This is a genomic window from Streptomyces sp. NPDC008137 (assembly GCF_042957035.1).
GTDB lineage: Bacteria > Actinomycetota > Actinomycetes > Streptomycetales > Streptomycetaceae > Streptomyces.
The window spans coordinates 1-22,154 of the sequence record NZ_JBIBHN010000054.1 but is presented as its reverse complement, the minus strand read 5'-3'; the positions used below and the strand labels follow the sequence as shown (position 1 = coordinate 22,154).

18 protein-coding genes and 3 pseudogenes are annotated in these 22,154 nt (G+C 70.7%); 6 read left to right on the top strand and 15 right to left on the bottom strand.

What is annotated here, in order from left to right:
• Positions 1–250 precede the first annotated feature (250 nt).
• From ACFZBT_RS39955 to ACFZBT_RS39935, 5 genes are all read right to left on the bottom strand, one after another.
• Positions 251–1,090, bottom strand: a complete 840-nt coding sequence (locus ACFZBT_RS39955) for an ABC transporter permease subunit (protein WP_391115209.1) — start codon at positions 1,088–1,090, stop codon at positions 251–253.
• A 6-nt stretch (positions 1,091–1,096) separates the two neighbouring features.
• Positions 1,097–2,017 carry an ABC transporter permease subunit gene (locus ACFZBT_RS39950; RefSeq protein ID WP_391115206.1) on the bottom strand — a complete coding sequence of 307 codons (921 nt, stop codon included), beginning with the start codon at positions 2,015–2,017 and terminating at the stop codon, positions 1,097–1,099.
• 10 nt (positions 2,018–2,027) lie between these two features.
• On the bottom strand, positions 2,028–3,395 hold the full coding sequence (locus ACFZBT_RS39945) for an extracellular solute-binding protein (protein WP_391115216.1): 1,368 nt from the start codon (positions 3,393–3,395) through the stop codon (positions 2,028–2,030).
• Positions 3,396–3,516: 121 nt separating this feature from the next.
• Positions 3,517–4,215: a response regulator gene (locus ACFZBT_RS39940; protein WP_391115203.1), complete on the bottom strand. Its 699-nt coding sequence runs from the start codon at positions 4,213–4,215 to the stop codon at positions 3,517–3,519.
• Positions 4,212–5,882 carry an ATP-binding protein gene (locus tag ACFZBT_RS39935; protein ID WP_391115200.1) on the bottom strand — a complete coding sequence of 557 codons (1,671 nt, stop codon included), beginning with the start codon at positions 5,880–5,882 and terminating at the stop codon, positions 4,212–4,214. The genes ACFZBT_RS39940 and ACFZBT_RS39935 overlap by 4 nt, the downstream gene beginning before the upstream one ends.
• A gap of 187 nt (positions 5,883–6,069) precedes the next feature.
• On the opposite strand from ACFZBT_RS39935, the gene ACFZBT_RS39930 reads away from it, so the two are divergent.
• Positions 6,070–7,470 (top strand): cation:dicarboxylate symporter family transporter, encoded by a 1,401-nt coding sequence (locus tag ACFZBT_RS39930; RefSeq protein ID WP_391115197.1) that lies wholly within the window; start codon positions 6,070–6,072, stop codon positions 7,468–7,470.
• A gap of 97 nt (positions 7,471–7,567) precedes the next feature.
• On the opposite strand, the gene ACFZBT_RS39925 is transcribed toward ACFZBT_RS39930, so the two are convergent.
• A complete protein-coding gene (locus ACFZBT_RS39925) occupies positions 7,568–7,810 on the bottom strand; it encodes a 4Fe-4S domain-containing protein (protein WP_391115195.1) in 243 nt (80 codons plus the stop codon).
• A 3-nt stretch (positions 7,811–7,813) separates the two neighbouring features.
• Positions 7,814–8,164: pseudogene (locus ACFZBT_RS39920) on the bottom strand (cytochrome P450); the annotation flags it as partial.
• A gap of 83 nt (positions 8,165–8,247) precedes the next feature.
• Between ACFZBT_RS39920 and ACFZBT_RS39915 the strand changes: the two are divergent.
• Positions 8,248–8,994 (top strand): annotated as a pseudogene (locus tag ACFZBT_RS39915) (MMPL family transporter); the annotation flags it as partial.
• Here the strand turns inward: ACFZBT_RS39915 and ACFZBT_RS39910 are convergent.
• Together ACFZBT_RS39910 and ACFZBT_RS39905 are read right to left on the bottom strand one after the other, a co-directional pair.
• On the bottom strand, positions 8,991–9,908 hold the full coding sequence (locus ACFZBT_RS39910) for an aldo/keto reductase (protein WP_391115192.1): 918 nt from the start codon (positions 9,906–9,908) through the stop codon (positions 8,991–8,993). The pseudogene ACFZBT_RS39915 and the gene ACFZBT_RS39910 overlap by 4 nt on opposite strands.
• Position 9,909: 1 nt before the next feature.
• Entirely contained in the window at positions 9,910–10,824 is a 915-nt protein-coding gene (locus ACFZBT_RS39905) for an NAD-dependent epimerase/dehydratase family protein (protein WP_391115189.1), read from the bottom strand.
• Between the two features lie 45 nt (positions 10,825–10,869).
• On the opposite strand from ACFZBT_RS39905, the gene ACFZBT_RS39900 reads away from it, so the two are divergent.
• The 4 genes from ACFZBT_RS39900 (at position 10,870) to ACFZBT_RS39885 (ending at position 14,545) form a co-directional block, all read left to right on the top strand.
• Positions 10,870–11,379: an AsnC family transcriptional regulator gene (locus ACFZBT_RS39900; RefSeq protein WP_391115186.1), complete on the top strand. Its 510-nt coding sequence runs from the start codon at positions 10,870–10,872 to the stop codon at positions 11,377–11,379.
• Between the two features lie 29 nt (positions 11,380–11,408).
• Positions 11,409–11,816, top strand: coding sequence for a MerR family transcriptional regulator (locus ACFZBT_RS39895; RefSeq protein ID WP_391115183.1), 408 nt, complete (start codon positions 11,409–11,411; stop codon positions 11,814–11,816).
• Positions 11,816–12,142, top strand: a complete 327-nt coding sequence (locus ACFZBT_RS39890) for a thioredoxin domain-containing protein (RefSeq protein WP_391115180.1) — start codon at positions 11,816–11,818, stop codon at positions 12,140–12,142. Before ACFZBT_RS39895 ends, ACFZBT_RS39890 begins: the two co-directional genes overlap by 1 nt.
• Positions 12,143–12,265: 123 nt before the next feature.
• Positions 12,266–14,545, top strand: coding sequence for a HelD family protein (locus tag ACFZBT_RS39885; protein ID WP_391115213.1), 2,280 nt, complete (start codon positions 12,266–12,268; stop codon positions 14,543–14,545).
• A gap of 49 nt (positions 14,546–14,594) precedes the next feature.
• On the opposite strand, the gene ACFZBT_RS39880 is transcribed toward ACFZBT_RS39885, so the two are convergent.
• From ACFZBT_RS39880 to ACFZBT_RS39855, 6 genes and pseudogenes are all read right to left on the bottom strand, one after another.
• The gene (locus ACFZBT_RS39880; RefSeq protein ID WP_391115177.1) at positions 14,595–15,002 is read right to left on the bottom strand and encodes a hypothetical protein; all 408 of its coding nucleotides are present in this window, start codon (positions 15,000–15,002) and stop codon (positions 14,595–14,597) included.
• Positions 14,999–15,469 (bottom strand): hypothetical protein, encoded by a 471-nt coding sequence (locus ACFZBT_RS39875; protein ID WP_391115174.1) that lies wholly within the window; start codon positions 15,467–15,469, stop codon positions 14,999–15,001. Before ACFZBT_RS39875 ends, ACFZBT_RS39880 begins: the two co-directional genes overlap by 4 nt.
• A 146-nt stretch (positions 15,470–15,615) precedes the next feature.
• Positions 15,616–18,402 carry a 1,4-alpha-glucan branching enzyme gene (gene glgB, locus ACFZBT_RS39870; protein ID WP_391115170.1) on the bottom strand — a complete coding sequence of 929 codons (2,787 nt, stop codon included), beginning with the start codon at positions 18,400–18,402 and terminating at the stop codon, positions 15,616–15,618.
• Positions 18,403–18,431: 29 nt separating this feature from the next.
• Positions 18,432–19,874: a maltokinase gene (locus ACFZBT_RS39865; protein WP_391115167.1), complete on the bottom strand. Its 1,443-nt coding sequence runs from the start codon at positions 19,872–19,874 to the stop codon at positions 18,432–18,434.
• Positions 19,875–20,028: 154 nt separating this feature from the next.
• Positions 20,029–21,729 carry a maltose alpha-D-glucosyltransferase gene (gene treS, locus ACFZBT_RS39860; RefSeq protein ID WP_391115164.1) on the bottom strand — a complete coding sequence of 567 codons (1,701 nt, stop codon included), beginning with the start codon at positions 21,727–21,729 and terminating at the stop codon, positions 20,029–20,031.
• Positions 21,726–22,154, bottom strand: a pseudogene (locus tag ACFZBT_RS39855) (alpha-1,4-glucan--maltose-1-phosphate maltosyltransferase); the annotation flags it as partial. The pseudogene ACFZBT_RS39855 and the gene treS, both read right to left, overlap by 4 nt.

The following is a 22,154-nucleotide window of genomic DNA, read 5'->3' as shown; positions in this document are numbered from 1 at the left end:
ACGTCGCGATGGGGTTGCGTACCGACTCGCTGTTCGTTGACGCGACAACCGCTGCGGGCGGACACCCCCCGACACGGCCCCTTCTCGCCGTGCGCGGGTGCGGGCCGCGCCGCCCCAGCTGCGGGCATGCGTGCCGCTAGGGGCGGCACGGGTGGGCGGTGGGGGTCCCCCCGCTCGAGCGAAGCCGAGAGTGGGGGAGGCACCCCGCTACGCCGGGTTGCGCAAGGCCCCGACCCCAGCACCGACGCGTTCAGCCCTTGACCGCCCCGCCCAGGGCGAAGCCCCCTCCCAGGCGGCGGGCTATCAGTACGTACAGGAGGATGACCGGCGTCGAGTAGATGATCGAGAACGCGGCCAGTTGGCCGTACGCCACCATGCCCCGGTTGCCGAAGAAGTCGTTGATGCTGACGGACGCCGGCATCTGGTCGGGGGTGAGCAGGAGCATGAAGGGGACGAAGAAGTTTCCCCACATCATGACGAAGGAGAAGACCGTCACGACGGCCACGCCGGGGCCCATGAGGGGCAGGACGATGCGGATGAGGGACTGGAACGCCGATGCCCCGTCCGTCCACGCCGCTTCTTCCAGTTCTCTTGGTACGCCGTCCATGAAGTTCTTCATCAGCCAGATGGCGAAGGGGAGTTGGGACGCGGCGAAGAAGAAGATCGTGCCCTGCGTGGTGTCGATCAGGTCCACTTGGACGAAGAGGGCGTAGACCGGGACCATGATCGCCGTGATGGGCAGGCTGGTGGCGAAGAGGATCGTCAGCAGGAACGGGCGGTTGAAGCGGGAGCGGAAGCGGGAGAGCGGGTAGGCCGCGAGGGCGGCTGAGGCCACCGTGAGCAGGGTCGCGCCGCCGCAGAGGATCAGGCTGTTGAGGAGGGGGGTGAAGGTGATCTCGGGGGTCAGGATCGCGTCGAAGTTGTCCAGGGTGAGGCCGTCGGGGGCCTTCACCCGGAGGCCCGCGTGGGGATCGAGGGCGGACAGGACCACCCAGGCCAGGGGGAGGACGAAGGCCGCGGCGGCCACCAGGAGTCCCGCGTCGGCCGCCAGACGGCGGGTCGTGCGGCGGGAGGAGAGGGTGAGGGCCATGGCCGGTCAGACCTCCGTCCGGAGCAGGCGCAGGTAGATGAGAGAGAAGAGGGAGCCGACCAGGAGCAGCAGGAGGGCTACCGCGGTGCCGTAGCCGATCAGGCTGTTCTGGAAGGCCTGTTCGTACATGAAGAGGGGCAGTGTCTGGCTTCTGCCGCCGGGGCCGCCCCTGGTCATGACCCAGATCAGACCGAAGACCGAGAGGGTCTGGAGGGTGTTGAGCATCAGGTTCGTGCCGATGGACCGGCGGATCATGGGCAGGGTGATGTGCCACATGCGGCGCCAGCCCCCGGCCCCGTCGACCTCCGCGGCTTCGGTGATCTCCTGGGGGATCTCGTTCAGGGCCGCCGAGTAGACCAGCATGGAGAACGCCGTGCCGCGCCAGACGTTCGCGAAGGAGACCGCCAGGATCGGGAGTGTGAACAGCCAGTTCTGGGAGGGCAGGTGCAGCCAGTCCAGGATGGCGTTCAGGGTGCCCTCGCGGCGGAAGAAGGCGTAGAGCAGGAAGCCCGCCACGACCTCCGGCAGGACCCATGCCGTGACGACGATGCCGCCGGTGAGCGTGCGGACCGGTTGCGACGCGCGCCGCATCAGCGCGGCCAGGGCCAGACCCAGGGTGTTCTGTCCGATGAGGGAGGAGAGGACCGTGAACACCAGCGTCAGCCATACGGCGTTCAGGAACGCCTCGTCGCCGAAGGCCCGGGTGAAGTTGTCGAGGCCTACGAACGACTCCCGCGCCTGGCCGGTCAGTTGGAGATCGGTGAAGGCGATGTAGACGCAGTAGGCGATCGGGCCGGCCAGGAAGAGGAGGAGCAGGACGACCGCGGGGGTCAGGGGCAGGACGCGCAGGGGCAGGCGGGGGCCGGGTGCCGGGTGCGTGTCCTTGAGCGTCTGGGTGGGCCGGGGGTGCGGTGCCGTGGTGGTCATCGGGCCTCGCTCACCGTTCGGCCACCTGGTTGTCCGTCGCGTCCTTGAGCGCGTCCGTGTAGGCGCTCGTCGCCTCGTCCACCGATGTGTCGCCCGTCGTCACGCCCTCCATCGCCTCCTGGACGGCCACGGAGACCTTGGGGTAGGCGGGGTAGGCGGGGCGGTAGTGGGTGTTCGCCACGAGGTCGGTGAAGAACTTGATGCCGGGCTGGGCCGTGGCGTACGCGGGGTCCTTCGCCACGTCCTCGCGGACCGCGATGCCGGAGTTGGCGACGTACCACTTCTGCGCGTTGGCCTTGGTCTGCATCGTCTTGATGAACTCGAACGCCAGGTCCGGGTTGCCCGCCTTGGCCGGGATCGACCAGGTCCAGCCGCCGGACATGCTCACCTTGCCGGGCGCCTGGCCGTTCTGGGTCGGCATGGCGGCCAGGCCCAGCTTCTGAGACCACTCGGGCCACTCGTGGCCGCTGCCGGGCAGCCAGTCCTGCGGCAGCCAGGAGCCGTCGAGGGCGATGCCGAGCTTGCCCTGCGGGAGCCACTCGCCGCGGACCCGGGTCATGACGTTCGGGTCGAGCGCGTCGGAGACGTCCGGGCCGAGTCTCTCCTTGTAGACCGTCTCGACGAAGGAGAGCGCGTCCTTGAAGGCCTGGCCGCCGGCGATCCACTTCTTGCTCGACTTGTCGTAGAGGGGGTCCGTGGTGCCGTCGTTGGTGCCGTAGAGCAGCATCTCGAAGGTCTGCATGGTGGCGGCCTCGCCGACCGGTTTGCCCGTGTAGACGTTGAGGGGGATCGTGCCGGGGACCTCGCGTTTGATGGTGCGGGCGGCTGTGAGGATGTCGTTCCAGGTCTTCGGCTGCCAGGTGGCGGGGAGGCCCGCCTTCTTGAAGATGTCCTTGTCGAACCAGAGTCCGCGGGTGTCGGTGCCGTCGGGGACGCCGTACGTCTTGCCGTCCTCGCCCTTGGCCGCCGCCTTCGCCGTGTCAATGAACTTGTTCCAGTCCGGCCACTTGGCGAGATAGGGGTCGAGGGGCTTGAGATAGCCGCTGGTGATGTCCGAGTTGATGAGGAACGTGTCCTCGTAGACCAGGTCGGGGGCGGTCTTGGGGGAGCGGAGCATCTGCTGGAGCTTGGTGTAGTACTCCGAGTCCGGGGCCTTGATCGGGACGAGCTCGACCTTCTTGCCCGGGTGGGCCTTCTCGAACTGCTTCTTGATGTCCGCGAGATACGTGTCCATCACCTTGACGGAGTTGTCCGTGGACTGCTTGAAGGAGATCTTCACGGTGTCCGGGTCGCTGCCGGAGCCCCCGCCGCAGGCGGTGAGGGCGGTCGCGGCGAGGGCCAGAGTGAGGAGCGGGGTGAGGGCGGCGGTGGGGCGCACTGGCACGAACCTCCTACGGGCGCACTTCTTTGTGGCCGGGACGGCTGCGTCGTGAACCTAAGTTGAGTGGTCTAGTCAGGTCAATGTGTGTGCGGTGGATTGATCCGCGTACCGTGAACCGTCATTGACCCGTGACCCAGCGGTACTGCAACTCCGGGCGCCCCACCGTGCCGTACTGCGGGCGGCGGGCCGCGCGGCCCGCGTCCACCAGGTGCTCCAGATAGCGGCGGGCCGTGATGCGGGAGATGCCGACGGATTCCGCGACTCCGGCGGCGGTGAGGCCTCCCTCGCTGTCGCGCAGGGCGATCGTCACCCGCTCCAGCGTCGGCGCGCTCAGCCCCTTGGGCAGCGCGGCCGGGCCGGGGGCGCGCAGGGCCGCCAGGGCCCGGTCCACCTCGTCCTGCCCGCTCGCCTCGCCGACCGACGCGTGGAACTCGGCGTACCGCACGAGACGGTCGCGCAGCGTGGCGAAGGTGAACGGCTTCAGGACGTACTGCACGACGCCGAGCGAGACGCCCTCGCGTACGACGGCCAGGTCGCGGGCGGACGTCACCGCGATGACGTCGGCGTGGTGACCGGCCGCCCGCAGCGAGCGTGCCAGGTGCAGGCCGTGCACGTCCGGCAGGTGCAGGTCGAGCAGGAGGAGGTCCACCGGGGTGCGCTCCAGGGCCCGGCGGGCCTCCGCGCCCGTGTGCGCCTTGCCCACGGCGACGAATCCGGGGACCCGGCCGACGTACATGACGTGGGCGTCGGCGGCCACCGGGTCGTCCTCCACCACCAGGACCCGGATGGCGTTCGCGTGTGTCGTGTCGCTCGTCATGCGGGGCCTCCAGAGCCCTCGGACACCGGGCCTCCGGATGTCGCGCCTGCGGCGACCGCGCCGGACTCGCGCAGCGGCAGCCGTACCTCGAACTGAGCCCCGCCGCCGTCGGCCTCCGTCACCGACAGTGTCCCCTCGTGCCGCTGCGCCGCCTGCCGTACCAGGGCCAGTCCGAGACCTCGTCCGTCCGGGCCGGACGGCTTCGTCGAGAAGCCCCGCTGGAAGACCGCCTCGGCGTGTTCGGGGTCGACCCCCGGGCCCGTGTCGGAGACCCGTAGCACCAGCTCCGGGGCATCGGCCGTGTTCTGTGTGTACGCCGCCACGGTCACCCGTGCCCGCACACTGCCCTGCGCCGCGTCCACGGCGTTGTCGATCAGGTTGCCGAGGATGGTCACCAGGTCCCGGGCCGGGAGGGTATCGGGCAGCAGGCCGTCGTCCAGGCTGCTGTCCTCCGACACCATCAGCTCCACGCCCCGCTCGTTCGCCTGGGCCGTCTTGCCCAGCAGCAGTGCCGCCAGCACCGGCTCGCTCACCGCCGCCACGACCTGGTCGGTCAGCGCCTGCGCCAGCTCCAGCTCGGCCGTCGCGAACTCCACCGCCTCCTCCGCCCGGCCCAGCTCGATCAGCGACACGACCGTGTGCAGCCGGTTCGCCGCCTCGTGCGCCTGTGAGCGCAGCGCCTGCGTGAAGCCGCGTTCGGAATCCAACTCGCCCATCAGTGACTGGAGTTCGGTGACATCGCGCAGGGTGACGACCGTACCGCGCCGCTCGCCGCCGGACACCGGGGAGGTGTTGACGACCAGGACCCGCGACGCCGTCAGGTGCACCTCGTCCACCCGTGGCTCCGAAGCGAGCAGGGCGCCCGTCAGCGGGGCCGGGAGCCCGAGCTCGGCCACCGACCTGCCCACCACGTCCCCCTCCACGCCGAGCAGCTCACGCCCTCCGTCGTTGATCAACGCCACACGGTACTGCCCGTCCAGCATCAGCAGCCCCTCCCGTACGGCGTGCAGGGCGGCCTGGTGGTAGTCGTGCATCCGGCTGAGCTCGGCCGCGTTCATGCCGTGGGTGTGGCGGCGCAACCGTGCGTTGACAACGTAGGTGCCGATCGCGCCCAGGGCCAGTGCCCCGGCGGCGACGCCCAGCAGGGCCGTGACCTGGCTCTGCACGCGCTCGCTGATCGCCTCGACCCGTATGCCCGCGCTGACCAGGCCGACGATCTGCTTGCCGTTGTTGATCGGGGTGACCGCGCGGACCGACGGGCCGAGGGTGCCGGTGTAGGTCTCGGTGAAGGTCTCGCCCCTCAGGGCCCGCTCGGTGTGGCCCTGGAACGTTTGGCCGATCTGGTCCGGGTCGGGATGCGTCCAGCGGATGCCCCGCGGATTCATGATCGTGATGAAGTCGACCTCGGTGTCCCGCATGACCTTCAGGGCGTACGGCTGGAGCTCCGAGGTCGGGTCGGAGCCGCGGGCCGCGGCCAGCACCGACGGGGAGTCGGCGACGGAGCGTGCCACCGCCCTGGCCTGGCGCTTCGCGGCCTCCTCGGCCTGGCTGCGGTCGCTGACATAGGTGAACAGCGCACATCCGGCCACGACGACCGCGATCAGTACGGCCTGCATGGCGAAGAGCTGGGCCGCCAGGCTGCGGGGTCGGGGGACGGAGAAGCGCATGTCGTCAGTCTGCCTCGTGGCTGATTGTGAACTAAATGAACGGAAGGGTGACCGCGCTCACAGAGCAGGACATAGTCACGGCATTCCCCATAACGCATCTCCGGGAGCTCCGCTCTGTGATTCCCGGAATTCCCCGGACGTGAGCCGCACGCCGGTGATGCCGACGACGTCGTCAAGGAGGGCCGCCGTGACCAGCGCAGCCGATACGGCACCTGCCGCACGCAAACCCAAGCGGGACCGCACCCACTATCTCTACATCGCGGTGATCATCGCGGTCGCTGCCGGTATCGCGGTGGGTCTGGCCGCTCCGGACTTCGCTGTCGGGCTGAAGCCGATCGGCACCGGGTTCGTGGCCCTGATCAAGATGATGATCTCGCCGATCATCTTCTGCACGATCGTGCTGGGCATCGGATCGGTACGGAAGGCCGCGAAGGTCGGGGCCGTGGGCGGTATCGCCCTGGTCTACTTCACGATCATGTCGCTGGTCGCGCTGGGTATCGGCCTGGTCGTCGGCAACATCCTGGACCCGGGCACCGGCCTCGCCGTGACCGACGCGGTCAAGGACGCCGGCCACGCGCAGATCGATTCCGAGGCCAAGGACACCACCGAGTTCCTGCTCGGCATCATCCCGACCACGATCGTCTCGGCCTTCACCAACGAGTCGGTCCTGCAGACCCTGCTGATCGCCCTGCTCGCCGGCTTCGCCCTCCAGGGCATGGGCTCGGCCGGCCAGCCGATCCTGCGCGGCATCGAGCACATCCAGCGGCTCGTCTTCCGTATCCTCGCCATGGTGATGTGGGCCGCCCCGATCGGTGCCTTCGGCGCCATCGCCGCCGTCACCGGCTCCGCCGGCCTGGAAGCGCTCAAGAGCCTCGCCGTGCTGATGCTCGGCTTCTACGTCACCTGCTTCCTCTTCGTCTTCATCGTGCTCGGCGTCCTGCTGCGCGTCATCTCCGGCCTGAACATCCTCACGCTGTTCAAGTACCTGGGCCGGGAGTTCCTGCTGATCCTGTCCACCTCCTCCTCCGAGTCCGCGCTGCCGCGGCTCATCGCGAAGATGGAGCACCTGGGCGTCAGCAAGCCGGTGGTCGGCATCACCGTACCGACCGGCTACTCCTTCAACCTCGACGGCACCATGATCTACATGACCATGGCCTCGCTGTTCATCGCCGACGCCATGGGCACGCCGATGTCCATCGGCGAGCAGATCCCGCTGCTGCTCTTCCTGCTGGTCGCCTCCAAGGGAGCCGCCGGTGTCACCGGCGCCGGCCTCGCGACCCTGGCCGGCGGTCTGCAGTCGCACAAGCCGGCCCTGGTGGACGGCATCGGCCTGATCGTCGGCATCGACCGCTTCATGAGCGAGGCCCGCGCCCTGACCAACTTCGCCGGCAACGCCGTGGCCACCGTGCTGATCGGTACCTGGACCAAGGAGATCGACAAGGAGCGGGTGGGCGAGGTTCTCGCCGGCCACCTGCCCTTCGACGAGAAGACGCTGCTGGACGACGGCCACGACGGCCACGACGGCTCGTCCGACGAGCACGCCGAGCTGCCCGAGCAGGGCGGCGAGAAGGAGCTGGCCAAGACCTGACGGTCGCGCCGCGCTCCCCGAGCCCCCGGGCGGCTGAACGTCCCCCCGTCGCTCAGCTGCCCGGTCCGTGAACGCCGAGCGGACAGGTCCTCCTCCCCTAGGGACCTGCCCGCTCGGCGTCGCCGTTTCCCCCGAGGATGATGGCTCCGGCGGGGCAGAGGCCGGCGGCCATCCGGGCGGTGGGCCGGTGTTCGGGGGGCGGGTCGGAGTGCAGGAGTACCACCAGGCCTTCCTCGTCGTCCTGGTCGAAGACCCCGGGAGCCGTCAGGGCGCACATGCCGGCTCCGGCGCAGCGGTCGCGGTCGACTTCGATCCGCAGCGGCTCGAGTGGGTCGCCCATGGGCTACGCCTCGTCCCAGGTGACGGGCAGGCTGATCACGCCGTAGACGTTGGAGCGTCCGCGCAGCGGCACCTCCTGGGGCGGTACCGCGAGGCGCAGGGTGGGGAAGCGGGCGAGGAGCGCGGGGAACACCACGGTCATCTCGACGCGGGCGAGCTGCTGGCCCAGGCACTGGTGGGCGCCGTGCCCGAAGGAGAGGTGTCCGGTGGCCTTGCGGTGGATGTCGAGACGGTCGGGGTCGGGGAAGCGGTGCGGGTCGCGGTTGGCCGCCTGCACGGAAACGGTCACCGTCTCGCCCGCCCTGATGAGCCGGCCCTCCACCTCGACGTCCTCGAGCGCCGCCCGCAGGGTCGGCCACGCTGAGTTGACATGCTCCTCGCCCTGAAAAGCGAGGATTCCGGCCTTCCCGGCCGGACCCCGTGCCGCTAGGCGGTACGCGCTCCCTCGCCGACGGCTTCCGGGCGGACACCGGCGCCGAGGTCCTGGTCACCGGCCAGACCGCGATGTTCATCGACTTCTCCGAGACCCTCGACGACGCGCTGCTGCCCTATCTCGCCCTGGTCGTGGGCCTGGCGTTCCTGCTGCTGATGGTGGTCTTCCGCTCGGTCCTCGTGCCGCTCAAGGCCGCGCTCGGCTTCCTGCTCTCGGTGACCGCCGCGCTCGGCGCCGTCGTCGCGGTCTTCCAGTGGGGCTGGCTCGCCGACGTCTTCGGCGTCGACCAGCCGAGTCCGATCATGAGCACCATGCCGATCTTCATGATCGGTGTGGTCTTCGGACTCGCCATGGACTACGAGGTGTTCCTGGTGACCCGGATGCGGGAGGCCTACGTCCACGGGGCGCGGCCCGCCGAGGCCGTCGTCACCGGTTTCCGCTACGGAGGCCGGGTGGTGGCCGCGGCCGCCGCCATCATGATCAGCGTGTTCTCCGGCTTCATCGTGGAGGACAACGAATTCGCCAAGATGATCGGCTTCGGCCTCGCGGCCGCGGTGCCCTTCGACGCCTTCCTGGTCCGGATGACGATCGTCCCCGCCCTGTTCGCCCTGCTCGGCAAGTCGGCCTGGTGGCCGCCGCGGTGGCTCGACCGACTGCTTCCGAACCTCGACGTCGAAGGCGCGAAGCTCTCCGGCACGGCCCCGGCCGGGCAGGCGGCGCCGCGGCGCCGTGCGCCCGAACTGGTCGACTAGCGATCCCCGTTGACCGGGACCGGGTCAGGCTCGGCGGCCTCGTCCAGGCGGGCCCGCTCCTCTTCGCCGAGGAGCAGGTCCGCCGCGGCTGCCGAGTCCCTGGCCGTCTCGGGCCGGCTCGACCCCGGAATCGGGATGACGGCCGGGGAGCGTGTCAGCAGCCAGGCCAGCCCGACCCGCTGGGGACTGACACCGCGCTCCGCGGCGACGGCGTGGAAGGCGGCGAAGCGGTCCGCTCCCTCCGTTCGCGACGGCCCGTCCAGGGAGCTGCGGGCCAGTCCGCCCAGCGGACTCCACGGCAGGAACGCCAGCCCCAGTTCCGCGCACAGCCGCAGCTCCGGCTCGCTGTCCCGGACGGCGGGGGAGTACCGGTTCTGCACCGACACCAGCCGGTCGCCGAGGATCTCGTGCGCCCGGCGGACCTGCTCCGCGTCCACATTGGACACCCCGGCCAGCCGGATCGTGCCCGCGTCGAGCAGCTCCCGCAGCGCACCGACCGACTCCTCGAACGGCACGGCGGGGTCCGGCTTGTGGAGCTGGTAGAGGCCGATCGCCTCCACACCGAGGCGCTCGCGGGAAACCTCGGCGGCGGCCTTGAGGTGGTGCGGGTGGCCGTTCACCGTCCAGTCGCCGCCGGCCGGGCGGCCGCGGCCGCCCTTCGTCGCCACCAGCACGCCGGAGGTGTCACCCCCGTACGTGGCGAGTGCCCGGGCCAGCAGACGTTCGTTGTGGCCGGGCTCCGCGCCCGGCAGATGGTAGGAGTCGGCCGTGTCCAGGAGGGTCACCCCCGCGTCGAGCGCGGCGTGCACGGTGGCGAGGGCCCGCTTCTCGTCCGGCCGACCCTCCAGGGACAGCGGCATCGCGCCGAGTCCGATCGCGCTCACCCGCAGCCCGCCCAGTGTCCTGTACCGCATGTCAGTCGCCCTTTCCGAGCGTCTCGGCGACGGCACGCGGCAACCACTGCCGGGCGTCGGCGAAGGTGTGGCCCAGCCGGGTGGCACGGGCGTTGTCCATGCCGTAGGAGCGGCGGAAGGAGAACGGGGAGACCTCGCCGACCTCCACGGGCCGGAACACGGCCCGCCCGCCCGGGACGTGCGCGGCCACCGCCTCGCACAGCTCCTCGGTGCTCAGCGTCCCGTGCGAGGCGGCGTTCACCGGCCTGGTGAACTCCTCGCCCGCCGCCCAGGCCAGGAAGCGGGCGATCTCCTCGACGTGGATGTACGTGGCGGGCCGGTTCACGGCCGGGACGGCGATCGGCTCGCCGGTGCGTATCCGCTCGGCGTAGTGGGCCAGCCGTCCCGTGAAGTCGTCGTCCCCGCCCAGCACATGGGCCACCCTGACCGCCGTGTACGGCAGCGCCGGGCCGTCGGCCGCGAGGACCGCCTCGGCCTGCCGCTTGCCCTCCCCGTAGTGCGCCTCCAGGAACACCGGGTCGTCCCAGGGCAGTTCGAGATCGACGGACACCGTGGCCGGGTCGACGGCCTCCTCGCGCACGAGGTCCGGGGAGTCCTCGTACTCGTACACCTCGACCGTCGAGGTCATCACATAGCGGCCGGTGCGGCCGGAGAAGACGCCGCGGGCGAGCGCCGCCTGGCGCGGGGTGTAGCAGACCTGGTCGACGACGACGTCGAAGACGCGCGAGCCGAGCGCCCCGGTCAGCGACCGCTCGTCGTCCCGGTCGGCGACCAGCTGCTCCACTCCGTCCGGCGGCGGGGAGGACCCCCGGTTCAGCACGCTCACCCGGTGCCCTTCGTCCCGCAGCCGTGCGATCAGGCGCTTTCCGACGTAGCGGTTTCCACCGATGACCAGTACGTTCCGGGTGTTTTCCATGGCCATAATTCTCCCGGCGTACATTCACGTACTGAAGGGGGAACCATGGGAGTTCAGGCCGCCGCGCCGAAAGAACCTCGGCATCTGCGCCCCGCCGCCGACGAAACCTCGGTGGCCTTCGACGCGCTCGACCGGCAGATCCTCCAGCTGCTCCAGACCGACGGCCGTATCAAGCTCAGCGAGCTGGGCCGCCGGGTCCGGCTCAGCCCGGCGGCCGTCACCGAGCGGGTACGGCGACTGGAGGCCGCGGGAGTGATCAGCGGCTACGGCGCACAGGTCGTCCCGGCCCGCCTCGGCTACGGCATCCAGGCGTTCATCCGCGTCAATCCGCACGGCGGCTACAACCTGAAGCACCCGAGGACCCTGGAGCTGATCGAGCGGCCCGAGATCACCGAGGTGCACCACGTGGTCGGCGAGGACTGCTGGATCCTCAAGGTCGCCGTCCGGGACACCGTGCACCTGGAGGAGGTCCTGGAGGGCGTCTCCGCGCTGGGGCGCACGACGACGTCGATCGTGCTGACCTCCCCGGTGGAGCGGAAACCGCTGTTGCCTTGACGCGGGCGTCAAGGAATACGTTCGTACGCATGCGAATCGGCGAGCTGGCCGCACGGGCCGGGACCACGACGCGGACGCTGCGGTACTACGAGTCGCGGGGGCTGTTGCCCGCGCGGCGGGCGGGCAACGGATACCGGACCTACGACGAGAGCGATCTGCGGCTGCTCCGGCAGATCCGGACGCTGCAGGACTTCGGGTTCGACCTGGAGGAGACGCGGCCCTTCGTGGAGTGTCTGCGAGCCGGGCACCCCCAGGGCGACTCGTGCCCGGCGTCGCTCGCGGTCTACCGGCGCAAGCTGGGCGAACTGGACTCCCTGATCGGTGAGCTGACCACCGTCCGGGACACGGTCGCCCGGCAGCTGGCCCGGGCCGAACTGGCCGCCGAGGCTCAGGCTCCGGGCGGTCCGGAGCCGCAGTGCGAGCTGGGAGGGGATTGATGGTGACCGATGTGACGGACGTGACGGACGCCGACTTCGAGGCCGAGGTGATCGGCGCGGAGCTGCCGGTACTGGTGGAGTTCACCGCCGACTGGTGCCCGCCGTGCCGGCAGATGGCCCCGGTGCTGAAAGCCCTCGCGTTCGAGGCGGGCGACCGGCTGAAGGTGGTGCGGCTGGACGTGGACTCCAGCCCGGAGACGACCAACGCCTACAAGGTGCTGTCGATGCCGACCTTCATGGTGTTCCGCGGTGGTGAGCCCGTGAAGTCGATGGTGGGCGCGCGGGCCAAGCGGCGGCTGCTGGAGGAGCTGGCCGACGTGCTCTAGACGACCCGCCCGGAGAACAGGAAATCCCCCGAGCAATTGCGCTCGGGGGATTTCCTTGCGTATATTTGTCTGTTCGTGACTTCGGCTCGAAAGAAGTCACGCGAAGTTCAGTGAGCACAGTATATCCGGGCGGGAGTGGAATTGTCAAACACCGAATTTCCGGACGATGAATTGCGACAGGAACAGGAATTCATCGACGGGTTGTACGCGCGCGTGGACGCGCTGCGCGGCGATACCGAGACCTCCGTCACGGACGCGCTCGCGCAGGGCAACACGCCCATGCAGGCCAGACTCGAGCGGGACATCCTCGTCGCCGAGCGCTCCGGGCTGCTCGCCGCGCTGAACGCGGTGGACGGCTCCCTGTGCTTCGGCCGGATCGACCTCACCTCGGGCGTCACCCACCACATCGGCCGGATCGGCCTGCGCACCGACGACGCCGAACGCACGCCCGTCCTGATCGACTGGCGCGCTGACGTCGCCCGCCCCTTCTACCTGGCCACCGGCCACACCCCGATGGGCCTCAGGCGCCGGCGGCACATCGCCACCGACGGCCGCCGGGTCACCCACCTGCACGACGAGATCCTCGACCTCGGGGACGAGACCCGCACCGGCCACGAGGACCCGACGGGCGACGCCGTGCTGCTCTCCGCGCTCAATTCGGCCCGTACCGGCCGCATGAGCGACATCGTGCAGACCATCCAGGCCGACCAGGACCGCATCATCCGGGCCCCGCACCGCGGCGTCATGGTCGTGGAGGGCGGTCCGGGCACCGGCAAGACGGCCGTCGCCCTGCACCGCGCCGCCTATCTGCTGTACGAGCACCGTGAACTGCTCGCCAAGCGGGCGGTACTGATCGTCGGGCCCAACCCGGCGTTCCTCGGCTACATCGGCGAGGTGCTGCCCTCCCTCGGCGAGACCGGCGTGCTCCTCGCGACCGTCGGCGAGCTGTTCCCCGGAGTGAAGGCGACCGCGACCGACACGCCCGAGGCCGCCGCCGTGAAGGGCCGGGCCGGCATGGCCGACGTCCTCGCCGAGGTGGTGCGCGCCCGGCAGGCGCTGCCCGACCCCGTCATCGCCATCGAGCACGACCGCGAGGTCCTGATGCTCGACGACGGCCTGGTCGGCGTCGCCCGCGAGCGCACCCGCGCCGCCAGGCTGCCGCACAACGCGGCCCGCGAGCACTTCGAGGGCCACATCCTCAACGCGCTCACGGACCTGTACGCCGAGCGGATCGGCACCGACCCCTTCGACGGGTCCAGCCTGCTCGACCCCAGCGACATCACCCAGATCCGCGACGACATCGCCGACAACCCCGACGTCTGGTCCGCCATCGACCAGCTGTGGCCGGTGCTCACCCCGCAGCGGCTCGTCGCCGACTTCCTCGCCGCGCCCGAGGAGTTCCTGCCCGCCGAGGACGCCGACGCCGTACGCCGCCCGGTGACGCGGCACTGGACGGTCGCGGACGTGCCGCTGCTCGACGAGGCCGCCGAACTCCTCGGCGACGACGACCGGCTGGCCCGGGAGCGTGCCGCGCGCGAGCGGGAGGAGCAGATCGCCTACGCGCAGGGCGTGCTGGAGGTGTCGTACGCCTCCCGGACCTACGAGTTCGAGGACAAGGAGGACAGCGACCCCGACGGCAGTGAGGTGCTGTCCGCGCACGACGTCATCGACGCCGAGCGGTTCGCCGAGCGGCACGAGGAGGACGACCACCGCAGCGCCGCCGAGCGCGCGGCGGCCGACCGCACCTGGGCGTTCGGGCACATCATCGTCGACGAGGCTCAGGAACTGTCGCCGATGGCCTGGCGGCTGCTGATGCGGCGCAGCCCGACCCGCTCGATGACCCTGGTCGGCGACCCCGCGCAGACGGCGGAGGCGGCCGGTGTCGGCTCCTGGGCGGGCATCCTCTCCCCGTACGTCGAGGACCGCTGGGAGCACACGCGGCTGGGCGTCAACTACCGCACCCCGGCCGAGATCATGGACGTGGCGGCCGCCGTGGTCCGTGCCGAGCACCCGGAGTTCGAGCCGCCGAGCTCGGTCCGCTCCACGGGTGTACGGCCGTGGGCACGGGCCACCGACGACCTCCCGGGCGCGGTCGCCAAGGCGGTCGGGGAACTCACCCCGGCCGAGGGGCGGCTCGCGGTCATCGCGCCCCGCGACCTCCACCGCTCCCTCGCGGCCCCGCTGGACGGCGTGACGGCGGGCGCCGAACCCGACCTCACGCGCACGGTAGTCCTCCTCGACCCGCGGCAGGCCAAGGGCCTGGAGTTCGACTCCGTCCTGGTGGTCGAGCCCGGCCGCTACGGCACCAGCGACCTGTACGTGGCCCTGACCCGGGCCACCCAGCGGCTCGGCGTGCTGCACACCGGGGAGCTGCCGAAGGCCCTGGCCGAACACTTCGGGTAGCCCGGCCGGCACGGGCTCTCCGAGGCCCTGCGGGACCTGAGGCCGCCTGTCACCGCAGCGACCTCGGATCCCGCAGGGCATGCCACAACCCGGCCGCGAGCGGTACGACCGTCAGGGCGAAGAAGACCCAGAACGCGAACTCTGCGCCGGGCGTGAGGTCGTAGGTGGTGCCGTCCTCCCACTCGCAGTAGGCCCGCGGCGGAAACGGCGTGGAAACCCCCCAGGCATTCCCGCCCCCGAGAAAGCCCTCCCGCATCGGCTCGGCCGGACAGGGCGCGGTCTCCGGGAACAGCACGGGGTCGTCCGCCGTCATGATCACGACCCAGGTCACGGCACAGCACGGCACCGCCCAGAACACCGCGGTCCGCACCCACAGAGGCAGCAGCGGATGCGCCAGCAGCCCGCGCAGCGCGACCAGGGCCACAACGAGTCCCACGAAGACGGGAAGCAGCGTCATGTCGACTCCGCGGCCTTCCGCGCGCGGAACTCGGTGGCGTAGCCCGCGCTGATGGCGAGCCCGGCGGCGGACAGGGCGAAGGACATGCTCGCCCAGTTCATCCACAGGTAGGAGGGGTCGGCGGTGTAGACGGTGCCGTCCTGGCGGACGCAGTCGAAGCGCAGGGGCAGGTACGAGGCCCGGTGGTGGGAGAGGCCCTGGACCGTGTCCCGGTCGAAGTCGTCGAGGCAGGCCCGGGCCGGGACCGAGGAGGCCCCTTCGCCGAACTCCCACTCCGATTCCAGCACGGCGAAGAACCCCAGGGAGTAGACGGACACGGCCGCCCAGGCGAACATCGTCGCCGCTCGGCGCAGCAGCAGCGGCAGCCAGGGCTCGGGGCGGCCGGGGAACGCCATCGCGACGACTCCGGCGGCCGCGACGAGCGCGCCGAGGGCACAGACGAGGGAGATGCCGAGACCGATCAGCACGCCCGCCACTCCCTTCCGCGCGGACGGCCCCCACGGCCCGGTGGGGTGGCACGGCGCATGCCGCCACCCCACCAGGGCCTGACGGGAGGGGCTGTGGCGGAAGCCACACCTCCCGTCACAGAGGTGTCACAGTGGGCAGCGGCCGCCTACGCCGGGCGCAGCCACACCGTCGACAGCGGCGGCAGGGTCAGGCGGATGCTGGCCGGGCGGCCGTGCCAGGGCTGCGCCTCGGGCTTGACCGGGTCGGGGTTGGTGATGTCGCCGCCGCCGTAGCGGGCGGCGTCGGTGTTCACGGCCTCGTGCCAGGCGGGGACGTCCTCGGGCACGCCCAGGCGGTAGTCCTGGCGGACGACCGGCGCGAAGTTCGACACCGCCAGGATCGGGGTGCCCTCCGGGTCCAGCCTGAGGAACGCCAGGACGTTGTCGTCGGCGGCGTCCCCGACGATCCACTCGAAACCGGCCGGGTCGGTGTCGAGGCGCCACAGCGCCGGGGTGGCCCGGTAGACGGTGTTGAGGTCGCGGACCAGGTCACGCACGCCCCGGTGATCGGGCTCGGCCCCGTAGCCCGGGTCCAGCAGCCACCAGTCCGGGCCGTGCGCCTCCGACCACTCGGCGCCCTGGGCGAACTCCTGCCCCATGAAAAGCAGTTGCTTGCCCGGGTGGGCCCACATGAAGCCGAGGTAGGCCCGGAGCTGGGCCCGCTGCTGCCACCAGTCGCCGGGCATCTTCGACACCAGGGAGCGCTTGCCGTGCACCACCTCGTCGTGGGAGATCGGCAGGACGTAGTTCTCGCTGTACGCGTACACCATCGAGAACGTCATCTCGTGGTGGTGGTACTTGCGGTGCACCGGCTCGTGGCTCATGTACTGGAGCGAGTCGTGCATCCAGCCCATGTTCCACTTCAGCCCGAATCCGAGCCCGCCGAAGCCGCTCGGGCCCTCGTGGTGCGTGGCCCGGGTGACGCCGTCCCAGGCGGTCGACTCCTCGGCGATCGTGACGACGCCGGGCACCCTGCGGTACACCGTCGCGTTCATCTCCTGCAGGAACGCCACCGCGTCCAGGTTCTCCCGGCCGCCGTGCTCGTTGGGCGTCCACTGCCCCGCCTCGCGCGAGTAGTCGAGGTAGAGCATCGAGGCGACGGCGTCCACGCGCAGGCCGTCGATGTGGAACTCCTCGCACCAGTACAGGGCGTTCGAGACCAGGAAGTTGCGCACCTCCCGCCGCCCGAAGTCGAACTCCAGCGTGCCCCAGTCGGGATGCGCGGCCCGCAGCGGATCCTCGTGCTCGTACAGGGGCCGCCCGTCGAACTCGGCCAGCGCCCAGTCGTCCCGCGGGAAGTGGGCCGGCACCCAGTCCATGAGGACGCCGATCCCGGCCCGGTGCAGCGAGTCCACGAGGTGCCGGAAGTCGTCCGGCGTGCCGAGCCGGGCCGTCGGCGCGTAGAAGCCGGTGACCTGGTAGCCCCACGAGCCGCCGAACGGATGCTCGGCGACCGGCATCAGCTCGACGTGCGTGAAGCCCAGGTTCTTCACGTACCCGGGGAGCTGATCGGCCAGTTGCCGGTACGTCAGCCCCGGGCGCCAAGAGGCCAGATGCACCTCGTACACCGAGAACGGCGCCTCGTGCGCCGGGGCCTCGGCACGCCGGGCCAGCCACTCGGCGTCGCCCCACTCGTACGCCGAGGAGGTGATGACCGACGAGGTCGCGGGCGGCACCTCCGTGCGGCGGGCCATCGGGTCGGCGCGCAGCGTCCTCGAACCGTCGGGGCGGGTGATGTCGAACTTGTACAGCTCGCCCTCGCCGATGTCCGGCAGGAACAGCTCCCAGACGCCCGAAGAGCCCAGCGACCGCATGGCGTGGCCGGTGCCGTCCCAGAAGTTGAACGTCCCGGCCACCCGCACGCCGCGCGCGTTCGGCGCCCACACCGAGAAACGGGTGCCGGTCACGCCCTCGTGGATCGTCGGATGCGCGCCCAGCGCCGTCCACAGCTCCTCGTGCCGGCCCTCGCCGATCAGATGCAGGTCGAGGTCGCCCAGCGTGGGCAGGAAGCGGTAGGCGTCCTCGGTGTCCAGGACGGTGCCCTCGTACTCCACGAGCAGCCGGTACGGCGGCACCTCCCGCAGCGGCAGCAGCCCGGAGAAGAACCCCTCCCCGTCGTCGTGCAGCTCCGCCCGCAGCTCCCCGGCGACGACGGTCACCGACAGGGCGTACGGCCGGAACGCCCGGAACGCGACCCCGCCGGGCACGGGGTGCGCGCCGAGCACGGAGTGCGGGTCGTGATGCGTACCGCCGAGCAGCCGCTCCCGGTCCGCCGCGCCGACGGCGGGCGAGACGGCGATCTCCATCTCCGGCGGGACGACCTGAGCGGGGGCTTCCTTCTCGGCAGCGGCTTTCCTGGCGCCCGCTGTCTTGGCAGGGGCTTCCTCGGCAGGGGTCTTCCTGGCGGTTGCCTTCGTGGCAGGAGGGCCGGCGGCCGTGGTCCTGGTGGCCGCCGCCTTCGCGGTCGTGGCCTTCTTGGCGGCGGCCTTCGCGGTCGTCGCCTTCTTCGCGGGCGTCTTCTTCGCGGGCGTCTTCTTCGCAGGGGCCTTCTTGGCGGCTGCCTTCGTCGCGGCCACCTTCTTGGCGGTCGACTTCGCCGCGGTCGCCTTCGCGGGCTCCGCCTTCTTCGCGAGGGCCTTCTTCGCGACGGCCTTCGTTGCGACGGCCTTCTTCGCTACAGCCTTCTTCGCCGCAGCCGACTTCGCTGCCGTGGCCTTCGCCGCCGGTGGCTGCGCCGAGGCCGACTTCTTGGCGGCGGCCTTCTTCGCCGCCTGTTTCGGCACCGCCGTCTTCTTCGCGGAACTCTTCCGCTGGGCGGCCGTCGGCTGCTCGGGGATCTTCTCCCCGGCCGTCTTCTTCGGATGCGAACCGCTGGAATCGGAGCGGGGGGTCACGGGCGCAGCCTCCTGGGCAGGTGGGTCAGTCAGGTCAGATGGCCGGACGAGGAGAGCCGGCTTATGGCGGCCAGGGGCACGGGCAGCCAGTCGGGGCGGTGCCGGGCCTCGTACACCACCTCGTAGATGGCCTTGTCCGTCTCGTAGGCGCGCAGCAGCACAGGGTCGGTGCGCGGATCGCGGCCGGAGGCCTCCGCGTAGCCGGAGCAGTACGCGGACCGGCAGGTCTCGGCCCAGTCGGGCTGGGGCGGATCGGCCGAGCGGGCCGCGTAGTCGAAGGACCGCAGCATGCCGGCGACGTCCCGTACCGCCGGCTGCGGCATGCGCCGCTCGGGCAGGGGCCGGGCCGGTTCGCCCTCGAAGTCGATCAGCGACCACTCGCCGGCCGGTGAGCGCAGGCACTGCCCGAGATGCAGATCGCCGTGCACGCGCTGCGCGGTCCAGGTGCGGCCCTCGGCGGCCAGATCATCGAGCGCCGTGAACGCCGACCGCAGCCCGTCGGCGTAGGGCCGCAGCGCGGGCACCGCCTGGACGGCCGCCTCCAGCCGCTCGCGCATGCCGTCCACCATGAGCTGGAGCTGCATGTGACCGAGGCTGACCGTCGGCAGTGCGCGGGCCAGCGCGGTGTGCACCTCGGCGGTGGCCCGCCCCAGCGCCCGCGCCTCGGCGCCGAAGTCCTCGCCCTTGGCCAGCTCGCGCAGCGCCAGCTCCCAGCCGTCGGTGGCGCCCTGCACGAAGGGCTGGAGCACCCCCAGAACATACGGCTGCTGGGCGAGGTCCGCCGGGCCCGCCGCGATCACGGGGTCCGCCGTGGGGTCGATGTCAGCGACCATCCAGGCCGTGGGCGCGGGCACCCGGGGGCAGTCCTCGCGGGCCAGCGCCAGCGGCAGCTCCAGATCGGGGTTGACCCCGGGCACGATCCGGCGCAGCAGCTTGAGGATGAACGTATCTCCGTAGACGACGGACGAGTTGGACTGCTCGGCGGTCACCACGCGGGGCACGAGCCCGGACCGGATGTCCTGGGCGGGGTCCCGCTCGAAGCGGAGCCTGCCGATACGGGCCTGGGTGCGCAGCGCCTCCAGGAGCAGCTCGGCGGGCCGGGGGTCGTGCAGGGCGTCGTAGACGGTGCGGCCGGCCAGCGGCCCCGTCGGCACGTGTCCGATCAGCGCGGGCGCCAGCCGAGGCGGCAGCGCCTCGCGCACGCCTATCAGGAGCTGGTAGCAGTCGCCGGGATGGCCGGGCGCGCCGGGGGACGGCACGAGCGGCTGATGGGCGCGGACCAGCAGGTGGTACAGGCCCAGCTTGGCACTGGCGGGGAGCAGCTCGGTGGCCTCGACCAGCGTGAACCCGGTGACCGGACGGCCTTTGCCGGCGAACCAGCGCTGCCGTGGCAGCCATTCCCGCAGCAGGGGATCCAGAGAGGCGAGAAGGCCGGGCGGGGTGGTGACGGTGCGTGTGACGGCTTCCGACATGACGTCGCGTCCTTTCACCCTGTGTGATGCGTCACCGGGTGGGGTGTCCTTCATGCGTGCCCCGGGCGGGGCAGGAGAAACGCCCCGCCGCGGGGTTTGGCGGCCTGCCCCGCGGGTCAGGCCTCAGCAGGCCGTCTCAGGCCTCACGCGGCCCTCATACGGTGTCCCCGCGGAGCCGGAACCAGTAGAAACCGTGGCCCGCCAGGGTCAGCAGGTACGGCAGCTCGCCGATGGCAGGGAAGCGCACCCCGCCGAACAGCTCCACCGGGTGCCGCCCCTCGAAGGCGCTCAGATCCAGCTCCGTGGGCTGCGCGAACCGGGAGAAGTTGTTCACGCACAGCACCAGGTCGTCCTCGTACTCGCGCAGAAACGCCAGCACCGCCGGATTCGTCGACGGCAGCTCGGTGTACGTGCCGAGTCCGAAGGCGGGGTTCTGCTTGCGGATCTCGATCATGCGGCGGGTCCAGTGCAGCAGCGACGACGGCGAGGACATCGACGCCTCGACGTTCGTGACCTGGTAGCCGTAGACCGGGTCCATGATCGTCGGCAGGAACAGCCGCCCCGGGTCGCAGGACGAGAAGCCCGCGTTGCGGTCGGGCGTCCACTGCATCGGCGTGCGCACCGCGTCCCGGTCGCCGAGCCAGATGTTGTCGCCCATGCCGATCTCGTCGCCGTAGTACAGGATCGGCGAGCCCGGCAGCGCCAGCAGCAGGGCGGTGAACAGCTCGATCTGGTTGCGGTCGTTGTCCAGCAGCGGGGCGAGCCTGCGCCGGATGCCGATGTTGGCGCGCATCCGTGGGTCCTTGGCGTACTCGGCCCACATGTAGTCGCGCTCTTCGTCGGTGACCATCTCGAGCGTGAGCTCGTCGTGGTTGCGCAGGAAGATGCCCCACTGGCAGTTCGAGGGGATGGCCGGGGTCTTGGCCAGGATCTCGGAGACCGGGTAGCGCGACTCGCGGCGCACGGCCATGAAGATGCGCGGCATGACCGGGAAGTGGAAGGCCATGTGGCACTCGTCGCCGCCGCTCGGGTAGTCGCCGAAGTAGTCGACGACGTCCTCGGGCCACTGGTTGGCCTCGGCGAGCAGCACCGTGTCCGGGTACTGCGCGTCGATCTCCTTGCGCACCCGCTTCAGGAAGTCGTGCGTCTCCGGGAGGTTCTCGCAGTTGGTGCCCTCCTGCTGGTACAGGTACGGCACCGCGTCCAGCCGGAACCCGTCGATGCCCAGGTCCAGCCAGAACTTCAGCGCGGAGATCATCTCCTCCTGCACGGCCGGGTTCTCGTAGTTGAGGTCCGGCTGGTGGGAGAAGAAACGATGCCAGTAGTACTGCTTGCGGACCGGGTCGAAGGTCCAGTTGGAGGCCTCGGTGTCGACGAAGATGATCCGCGCGTCCGGGAACTGCTTGTCGTCGTCGGCCCACACGTAGTAGTCGCCGTAGGGCCCGTCGGGGTCCTTGCGCGACTCCTGGAACCACGGGTGCTGGTCGCTGGTGTGGTTCATGACGAAGTCGATGATCACGCGCATGCCGCGCTGGTGGGCGGCGTCGACGAACTCCACGAAGTCGGCGAGGTCGCCGAACTCCGGGAGCACGGCCGTGTAGTCGGAGACGTCGTAGCCGCCGTCACGGAGCGGGGACTTGAAGAACGGCGGCAGCCACAGGCAGTCGACGCCGAGCCACTGGAGGTAGTCGAGCTTGGCGGTGATGCCCTTGAGGTCACCGACGCCGTCGCCGTTGCTGTCCTGGAACGAGCGGACGAGCACCTCGTAGAAGACGGCGCGCTTGAACCACTCCGGGTCGCGGTCCCTGGCAGGAGTGTCCTCGAAGGTGTCCTGAACGGGTTCGTTGACGATCATGTTGTGGGTGACCCTCCGATCTGCGGGGTGGACGGTCGCAGCACCGTGAAGACGTGCGCGGGGCTCCGGCCCGGTTCGAGACGCACGTAGTTGGCCCTGCCCCAGTGATAGGTCTCGCCGGTGAGCTCGTCCCGCACCGGCACCGACTCGTGCCAGTCCAGGCCGAGTTGCGGCATGTCCAACGAGACCGTCGCCTCCTGGGTGTGGTGGGGGTCGAGGTTGGCGACCACCAGAACCGTGTTCGAACCCTTCCGCTTCGAGTAGGCGATCACCGCCTCCTGATCCGCTTCATGGAAGTGGATGTCGCGCAACTGCTGGAGGGCCGGGTTCTCCCGCCGGATGGTGTTGAGCCTGGTCAGCAGCCGGGTGATGGTGCGTCCCTCGCGTTCGGCGGCCTCCCAGTCGCGCCGGGTGAGCTGGTACTT

What these genes read in the sequence shown, in the direction of transcription:
- ACFZBT_RS39955 (WP_391115209.1), bottom strand. Translation starts at nt 1,090, where the DNA reads ATGGCCCTCACCCTCTCCTCCCGCCGCACGACCCGCCGTCTGGCGGCC.
- ACFZBT_RS39950 (WP_391115206.1), bottom strand. Translation starts at nt 2,017, where the DNA reads ATGACCACCACGGCACCGCACCCCCGGCCCACCCAGACGCTCAAGGAC.
- ACFZBT_RS39940 (WP_391115203.1), bottom strand. Translation starts at nt 4,215, where the DNA reads ATGACGAGCGACACGACACACGCGAACGCCATCCGGGTCCTGGTGGTG.
- ACFZBT_RS39935 (WP_391115200.1), bottom strand. Translation starts at nt 5,882, where the DNA reads ATGCGCTTCTCCGTCCCCCGACCCCGCAGCCTGGCGGCCCAGCTCTTC.
- ACFZBT_RS39925 (WP_391115195.1), bottom strand. Translation starts at nt 7,810, where the DNA reads ATGGGCGACCCACTCGAGCCGCTGCGGATCGAAGTCGACCGCGACCGC.
- ACFZBT_RS39910 (WP_391115192.1), bottom strand. Translation starts at nt 9,908, where the DNA reads ATGCGGTACAGGACACTGGGCGGGCTGCGGGTGAGCGCGATCGGACTC.
- ACFZBT_RS39905 (WP_391115189.1), bottom strand. Translation starts at nt 10,824, where the DNA reads ATGGAAAACACCCGGAACGTACTGGTCATCGGTGGAAACCGCTACGTC.
- ACFZBT_RS39900 (WP_391115186.1), top strand. Translation starts at nt 10,870, where the DNA reads ATGGGAGTTCAGGCCGCCGCGCCGAAAGAACCTCGGCATCTGCGCCCC.
- ACFZBT_RS39895 (WP_391115183.1), top strand. Translation starts at nt 11,409, where the DNA reads ATGCGAATCGGCGAGCTGGCCGCACGGGCCGGGACCACGACGCGGACG.
- ACFZBT_RS39890 (WP_391115180.1), top strand. Translation starts at nt 11,816, where the DNA reads ATGGTGACCGATGTGACGGACGTGACGGACGCCGACTTCGAGGCCGAG.
- ACFZBT_RS39880 (WP_391115177.1), bottom strand. Translation starts at nt 15,002, where the DNA reads ATGACGCTGCTTCCCGTCTTCGTGGGACTCGTTGTGGCCCTGGTCGCG.
- ACFZBT_RS39865 (WP_391115167.1), bottom strand. Translation starts at nt 19,874, where the DNA reads ATGTCGGAAGCCGTCACACGCACCGTCACCACCCCGCCCGGCCTTCTC.
- treS (WP_391115164.1), bottom strand. Translation starts at nt 21,729, where the DNA reads ATGATCGTCAACGAACCCGTTCAGGACACCTTCGAGGACACTCCTGCC.